The organism is Bacillota bacterium, from assembly GCA_040754675.1.
Classification (GTDB): Bacteria; Bacillota; Limnochordia; order Limnochordales; family Geochordaceae; genus Geochorda.
In genome coordinates, this window is sequence record JBFMCJ010000203.1 from 1 (window position 1) to 7,154 (window position 7,154).

7 protein-coding genes are annotated in these 7,154 nt (G+C 65.9%); 5 read left to right on the top strand and 2 right to left on the bottom strand.

The genetic code is table 11. The annotated features are described in order from the left end of the window. On the bottom strand, positions 1-1,551 hold a 1,551-nt coding region (locus AB1609_12380), incomplete at its 3' end, for a hypothetical protein (GenBank protein ID MEW6047261.1). 350 nt (positions 1,552-1,901) lie between these two features. Here AB1609_12380 and AB1609_12385 point away from each other — a divergent pair. From AB1609_12385 to AB1609_12405, 5 genes are all read left to right on the top strand, one after another. Then, positions 1,902-3,329, top strand: coding sequence for an AAA family ATPase (locus tag AB1609_12385; GenBank protein MEW6047262.1), 1,428 nt, complete (start codon positions 1,902-1,904; stop codon positions 3,327-3,329). 173 nt (positions 3,330-3,502) lie between these two features. Next, a complete protein-coding gene (locus AB1609_12390) occupies positions 3,503-5,275 on the top strand; it encodes a sugar-binding domain-containing protein (GenBank protein MEW6047263.1) in 1,773 nt (590 codons plus the stop codon). 57 nt (positions 5,276-5,332) lie between these two features. After that, positions 5,333-6,331 (top strand): zinc-dependent alcohol dehydrogenase family protein, encoded by a 999-nt coding sequence (locus AB1609_12395; protein ID MEW6047264.1) that lies wholly within the window; start codon positions 5,333-5,335, stop codon positions 6,329-6,331. A gap of 14 nt (positions 6,332-6,345) precedes the next feature. Next, the gene (locus AB1609_12400) at positions 6,346-6,612 is read left to right on the top strand and encodes a PfkB family carbohydrate kinase (protein MEW6047265.1); all 267 of its coding nucleotides are present in this window, start codon (positions 6,346-6,348) and stop codon (positions 6,610-6,612) included. Continuing rightward, the gene (locus AB1609_12405) at positions 6,588-6,905 is read left to right on the top strand and encodes a PfkB family carbohydrate kinase (protein MEW6047266.1); all 318 of its coding nucleotides are present in this window, start codon (positions 6,588-6,590) and stop codon (positions 6,903-6,905) included. Before AB1609_12400 ends, AB1609_12405 begins: the two co-directional genes overlap by 25 nt. Positions 6,906-6,958: 53 nt before the next feature. Here the strand turns inward: AB1609_12405 and AB1609_12410 are convergent. Then, the coding region (locus AB1609_12410) for a hypothetical protein (GenBank protein MEW6047267.1) at positions 6,959-7,154 on the bottom strand (196 nt) is incomplete at its 5' end.

Here is a 7,154-nt window from a genome sequence, read left to right on the forward strand (position 1 = left end):
GCGGCCCTGCTCGTCCTTCCCCTTCACCTCGGCCTCCCGCACCTCCAGTACGAGCGGTGTCTGGGTGAACGGGTCGGGCCCCTTCGGCAGCTCCAGTTGCCCACCGTCCCAGGCGAGCACCTGCGGTGCACGTTCAGCCAGGTTGAACCGGTTGTGTGGCTCCCCGCCAAAGAAGCGCCGCGCATCGGCGGCCGATATCCATCCACCCTCATGCGACCGAACGCCTGTCGCGTGCAGGTAGCTGTAGAGCACCCGGCCCGGATAGGAGCGCAGCCGGTCCCAGGTCGGCGCCAGCAGCTTCTGTACGGACGGCACCACCAGCACCGGCGGCAGGCCCTCCCGGAGCACGCCCGCTTCACCACTGCCTCCGCCCGCCGCGCCGGCGGCCCCTGCCTCTCCTCCGCTGCTTTCCTCCACCCCCGCCAGGTCCTCCTCCAGCACCACCTCAGGCAGGTATCCCAGCTGCCGCAGCGCCGCGTACGCATTGAGCATGGCCCGCTGCACCCCGCCCGCCGGCCGCTCGTTGAACGGGTACTCCTGGTACAGGTACGACGGCACCAGCAGTCCCACCCGCTCCACCGCCGGCAGCGGCGCCTCCATCGCCTCTCGCAGCGCCGCCGCCACCGGCCGGGGGGTCCGATCCGCCCTCATCATGCCAAACGACAGCTCGAGAGCATGGTGGCTGTACGGCGGCACGTCCCGCAGGCCGTCGGGGAAATCGAAGCCGCACCACCAGCAGATCCGGGTAACCCCGTGCAGCCGGGCTTCCTCGACCACCCGCCGCGCCCACGCCGCGATCTCGGCCTCCCCGAAGACCGAGTGCGTGGCACCGAACTCCTCGAGCCACACTTCCTTCCCCCCGGGCGCAGCCAGCCGCCGTGCTATGGCCATCGCCAGCCCGTAGGCTCCGATCTGCCGGTCGGGGTGCGTCTCCGCCAGATACAGGTGCGGGGCAATGACGTCCTGCGGGTGCGTCGCCCGAAAGCCGCTCACGCGGTCGCCCAGCACGTACCAGGCGCCGTCGCCGATGCTTATGGGCCGCTTGGGATCCAGTCGCTTGACCAGGCTGTACATCCTCGACGCCCACGCCCTGACCGCCTCGGCGGGCGCCGGCCCGGTGAAGATGGGCAGTTCGTTGGTTAGCACGTACGCCTCCAGCGCCGGACTCCCCTTGACCGCTCGGATCACCGTCTCCAGGTACCGCTCCTGCGCCAGCAACAGCCCGGGATCCGTATAGAGCCGGCCGGGGTCGGCCATCCAGCGGGGCGGCCAGTTCTGCCCGCTCATGTGGCCCACCAGGAACGTCAGGTGCACCCCTAGCCCGGCCTGCTCGTGGAGGCGCAAAAACCGCCCCAACCGCTCCAGCATCACGGGCTCCACGCGGTCCGGCTCGGGCATGAACTCGGGCCAGAAAAGAAAGCTGCGGGTGTACTCGATGCCCGCTGCCTTCAGCGCCCACAGGTCCGCGGCGATCTCCTTTTCCCGGAAGTCCCGCCACATGCCCGGTCCGCTGTAGCTCGGCCAGTAGTTGACGCCCAGACGCTCCGCCACTGACGTACCCCCGTTTCGAAAGAGTCACAACTACCCCGGACTGCGCTCCGGGATCCGCTCAGCGTCTCGACGACCTGGGCGTGTTGTTGGTCAACCTGGAGCCTGCACCGTACAGCCTGGATAAGGCCAGCAACGATATCGTTACTCACTCCGTACGATACGGGGGACGGAACCGCTATTCCTCCCCGAGTGAAATCCGCCTCCGGAGAACCCTGCCATCAGACTGCACCGCGTAACTGTCCCAGGTGCCGGGTTATGGGTGCCCGCTGGAGGAGGTTTGCCCCCTACGATAGAGGTGTATTGGCAAACTAACATCAGTATACTATTCTTGCTTCCGAGGAGGCGTGACAATGGTCAGCGACGAGGACGTCCTGAGGGTATTGCGGGCCTTCAATCCCTGGTGGAGCACGGGCCTGGTACCCGCCCGCCTGGCCCCACCCGTACGCCGGGCCGCCTTCCGCACGGTCCGGGATCGCCTCTCCAGACCCGGCTGGCGGCGCGCGCTCATCCTGGAAGGTCCCCGGCGGGTGGGTAAAACCACCATTCTCTACCAGCTCGCCGATGCGGTGTTGAAGGCACGTGACCTTCCAGCCCGCCGGGTGTGGTATGCGTCATTCGACCACCCCGTCCTCAAGCTGGCTCGCCTCGACCAGGTGGTTCGGCTAGCGATGGGCCTCGATCCGACCCCTGCCGCCGCGGGCCGGGCACTGCTGCTGCTGGACGAGATCCAGTACAGCAGTGACTGGGCAGCCTGGCTCAAGTGGCTCGTGGACCAGCACCCGCAGTTCCAGGTGCTGGCAACCGGCTCGGCCAGCGCCCGTTTACGCATCGAGTCTACCGAGCCGGGCGTAGGACGATGGGTGGACGTGGCAGTACCCCCATGGTCGTTCTACGAGTACGCGGCCCTCAGGGACCTCCCGAGGCCGGAAACCGTTGACATCGATCCTGGCTTCCTGTGGGGTAAGGATCCCGTCGACACCCGTACTCTCGTGAGGCTTGTAGAGCGCACCTTGCCCCTGGAGCCTCATCTCCACCGCTATCTCATCCTGGGCGGTTTTCCTGAAGTAGCATTACTCGATGATCCACAGGGACTGGACCTGCTGCGCATCGACGTCGTGGACCGAGTGCTCAAGCGCGACATGGTCGCCCTGTTCAACGTGCGTAACGTCCTGGATCTCGAGCGCCTCTTCGTCTACCTGTGCATGCACACTGGCGAAATCATGAACCGCCAGACGCTGGCCAGGGATCTGGGCGTTACAGCGGCCACGGTGGACAACCATCTTCAGGCGCTGGAGCTGGCTCACCTTTTGGTGCTCCTGCCCAACGTGGGGATGGGCGGTAAACAGGTGCTTCGGACGCGTCCGAAGGCATACGTCGATCCGACCCTGCGCAATGCGGTCCTGATGCAGGGAGAGGATGCACTGACCGACGCGACCGCGCTGGGTCACCTGGTCGAGTCCGCGGTCGTTCTCCACACGCTGGCGTATGCCCGGCCGTACCGCCCATGGGCCGGGTATTGGAGAGACGGCGCGACTCAGCGTGAGATCGATCTCGTCCTTCGCTTTCCCGGATCGACCGCCCTGTTGGAGGTCAAGTACCAGGCGGACTCGACCCTCCGCTCGAGCGACGGCCTGCTCTCCTACCAATGCGGGGAGTCCACGTGCCGCCGGTGGCTCATCACGCGGCGCGCCGAAGACGCCGGCGTGGATCCCAACACCGGGGTCCTGCGCCTGCCCGCGTTTGCGTACCTCTACGCCATTGGTGCGCTTATCGCGTGAGCCGCCGAGCCTGCAGCCGGAGCCAGGCTCAAGCCGACCGTTAAAGCCCATAGTGCATCCGCGCAAAGCCGGGAAAATCCCTGCGGTCACGAGAAGGAGTATAGCTCCGCCTGCCGAACGCGCCTGCTGTGATGCAGATGTAACGCACATGTGTTTACCGTTGGGGCTACACAGTGGCTGCCACCGTTCGCCACCTGGCCTTCAATCCGGAGCCATCCCGCCGTGCCGACGTTCAGGCCGTGCCGCTGCTCGGAGCCCTGGGCGATTCCCGGCCGGAGTTTCGCTCTAATGACCTGGCCCGTGACTTCGCCGCAGCTTTCCTGGGGGAGTGGCAGCCCCTCGACTTGCCGTTTCTGGTGGACCGCCAGATGGTCAGGGAGGCCTTGCTCCGTGACCGCGCCCTCCGGCCGGCCGTCTCCCTGTGGGAGCGCCTCGACCTAGCCATCGTCGGTATTGGGTCCAGCATCGCGCGCTCGCCACTTTTGTGCACGCCGCACTTCGACAAGGCCGACATCATGGAGATGGAACGGCTCGGCATCGTGGGCGACGTTCTCTCCCGCTTCTTCGACGCTCGAGGAGCCATCCCGCCCTTGCCCTTTTGCAGCCGCCTCATCGGGATCGACCTTTCGCTTCTGCGGCCCGGCCCGCTGGTGGTGGGCGTCGCTGGCGGGCTGGAGAAGACCACCTCCATCCTGGGAGCGCTCAGGGGCCGCTTCGTGGACCTCCTGGTAACAGACGAACGCACCGCTCGCGCCATTCTCAAGCAACCGGAGGCACCATCGGTCGCCTCGTCAGCACGCGAAGCCGCCGCCTATGCGCCGAGGGCAGGTGAAGTCGGTGCCGCTTCTCATCGGCCGCCTGCCGGCTGCCACAGGTGCTTCGGGCTATCGGAGACAGAACAGAAAGGAGCGTGGCCTGCCTTGCGAGCAGCGTGTCTTGTAGGTAGGGAGCGAATCGAACTTCAGCAGCGACCCGTGCCGGAGCCCGGTCCAGGGGAAGTACGGGTGCGGCCTGTGGCCGTTGGCGTTTGCGGCTCGGACATGCACGCCTTCTTGGGCGAGCATCCCTTCGTCCATCCGCCCATCGTGCTCGGTCACGAGGTCGGTGCGGTTGTTGACGAGGTCGGACCGGGGGTCGGCGGGCTTCAGGTAGGACAGCAGGTTACCATTGAACCCAACCTTGTATGCGGCCGGTGTTACAACTGCCGCAACGGCCGCTACAACATCTGCGAGCGCCTCCGGGTCATTGGATGTGTGGGCTATGACGGGGCGATGGCCGAGTATCTCGTCGTGCCTGCCGGCAAGATAGTCCCCGTTCCTGCCAGCTGGCCTGTCGAGCGTGCAGCCCTGGTGGAGCCGACGGCTGTCGGCGTGCACGCCGTACGCCAGGGATTGCTCCAGCCCGGTCAGGATGTACTCGTGCTCGGCGCCGGCATCATCGGGTTGGTCACCGCCCAGGCAGCCAGGGCTCTGGGCGCGAGCCGGGTACTGATCGCCGATCCTATCGATGCCCGGCTGGAGCGGGCGCGCTCGCTGGGTCTTCCCGAAACCCTCAACAACGAGCGTATCGACCTGCGGCAGGCCGTGCGCGAGCGATTCGGTGAAAAGGGCGCCGACCTCATCTTCGACTGCGTTGGTATCCAGCCGACGCTCGACGCGGCGGTCGAGGCCGCCCGCAAGGGCACCCGGATTGTGATGGTGGGGGTACCGGCAGGGCGCCTTTCCGTTGACATGGCTTTGGTGCAAGATCGCGAGCTGGAGATCGTCGGCACGCTCATGTATCGTAAGGAGGATTACCAAACCGCCATTGAGCTGATGGATCGAGAAGCGATCAAGGTGGATCCTCTCGTGACTCACCGTTTCCCGCTGGATCGGGTCATGGAGGCGTTCGACGTGGCCGTCCACCAGAAGAAGGATGCCTTGAAGGTAATGATCCTCGGCCAGTAGCTGAAGCACGCCAGAGATTTTGCAGGGCTTTGGGACCGAAAGGCGGGGTGCCGGCCAGTGAAAGCCGTTCAATTCGAGAGCATAGGACACATTCGGGTTACCGAGCTCCCCGACCCCGGACCTGGACCTGGCGAGGTGCTGATCAGGGTAGCCGCGTCGGGCATTTGCCATACGGACGTGGACATTTTGAAGGGTAACTTCAAGGCTCGATTTCCCGTGGTGCCGGGCCACGAGTATGCTGGCACCGTTGTGGCGGCTGGCGAAGGGGTCTCATCCGACTGGGTGGGACGCCGGGTGGCCGTTGATCCCAACGTACCCTGCGGTCAGTGTCGGGCGTGCCATGAAAATCGCCAGAACCTGTGCCGTGATCTGAGGGCTTACGGGGTTGACTGGAACGGCGGGTTTGCCGAACTATCCGTGGTGCGTGTGCAGAACGTCCACCCGATCGGAAACCTGCCCTTTGAGCAGGCCGCATTCGCCGAACCGCTCGGGTGTGTCATTCACGCCTTGAGGCGCCTGCAACCCGAGCCCGGCTCCGAGGTGCTCATCTTCGGTGCAGGGCCCATGGGCCTGTTGATGCTACAGGCATTGAAGGCATACGGGGCCGCTCGGGCCGCGGTGGTCGACATACATGGGCCGCGCCTGGAGTTGGCCCGCCAGCTGGGGGCCGATGAGGTCTTCCTCGGCGACCCGGAACTTCGGCGGCGGGGCGAAGGGCGAAGTTTTGACGTCGTGGCGGACGCCACTGGGGTGCCGCAGGTCGTGGAGGGCATGATGGAACGGGTACGCGACGGGGGCAAACTGCTGTACTTTGGCGTCTGCCCGCCGTCTGCCGGGATTTCGCTACGACCGTTCGAGGTCTATCGAAGGGACCTGCAGATTGTGGGTTCTTTTTCCCTCAACGCCACCCTGCCGCCGGCGCTCCGCCTCATCCAGTCCGGGGCCGTCCAGGTGGAGCCGTTGCTGTCACACCAGTTTGCTCTGGATGAGTTTGAGCATTACCTCAATCGGGTGGGCCAGCCCGACACCATGAAGCTGCAGGCGAAGATCCTGTAACAGGTGGAAGCAACGTGATCATCACCGTCACACTCAACCCGTCACTGGACCGCACCCTGCGGTTCGGCCGAGCGCAGAGGGGGCGCCTCAACCGGGCCGAACAGATCCACGAAGATGCCAGCGGAAAGGGCATCAACGTGAGCCTCGCGCTCCAGCAGTTGGGTCAGGATTCGCTGGTCGTGACGCTGGTCGCAGGGCGCATCGGACAGCGCATCGTTGATGGGCTCGCGGAACACGGGCTTGAGTGCCGCTTCGTGTGGCTACAGGCCGGGGAGTCCTGACCCTCGGCGCCCAGGGGGCGGTCTTTTTCACGTCCCACGGCGTCTTTCGTGCCGTCGCACCGGAAGAGACGGGCGGTACCACGGCCGGGTGCGGGGATGCGCTGCTGGCCGCCTCCGTCTACGGGCACCAGCTGGGGTGGGCGTGGGAGACCATCGCCCGGTTCGCCACGGCCACGGCGGCGGCCACAGCGGCCATCGTGGGGACCCGCTTTCCCGCACGGGCCGAAGTCGAGCGGCGCCTGGGACACGTTCGAGTGCAACGCTTGCCCCGGGCGGTGGCAGCGGCCGGATAGCCGGGCAGGTCGAACATTGGTACCCAGTTGCCACACCGTCTTCCAACCGCACGTCAATCCCGTTCTTCACGTGCACCGGCACCGCCCCTAACTTGCTGCAGGATACCTTGCAGCGCCACGCCCACCTGGTCGGGCCGGTTGTCGAGGTCGTCGGCCAGCTCGCGCAGGGCCCTCTCCAGCAAGAAGAAGTCGAGCAGCATCCCGGCAATCTCCCGTTCACGCGGCATGAAGGGAGCCTCTCCCGCCAGG

Excerpts from the sequence above, each read along its gene's own strand:
- AB1609_12385 (MEW6047262.1), top strand. The coding sequence starts at position 1,902 with ATGGTCAGCGACGAGGACGTCCTGAGGGTATTGCGGGCCTTCAATCCC.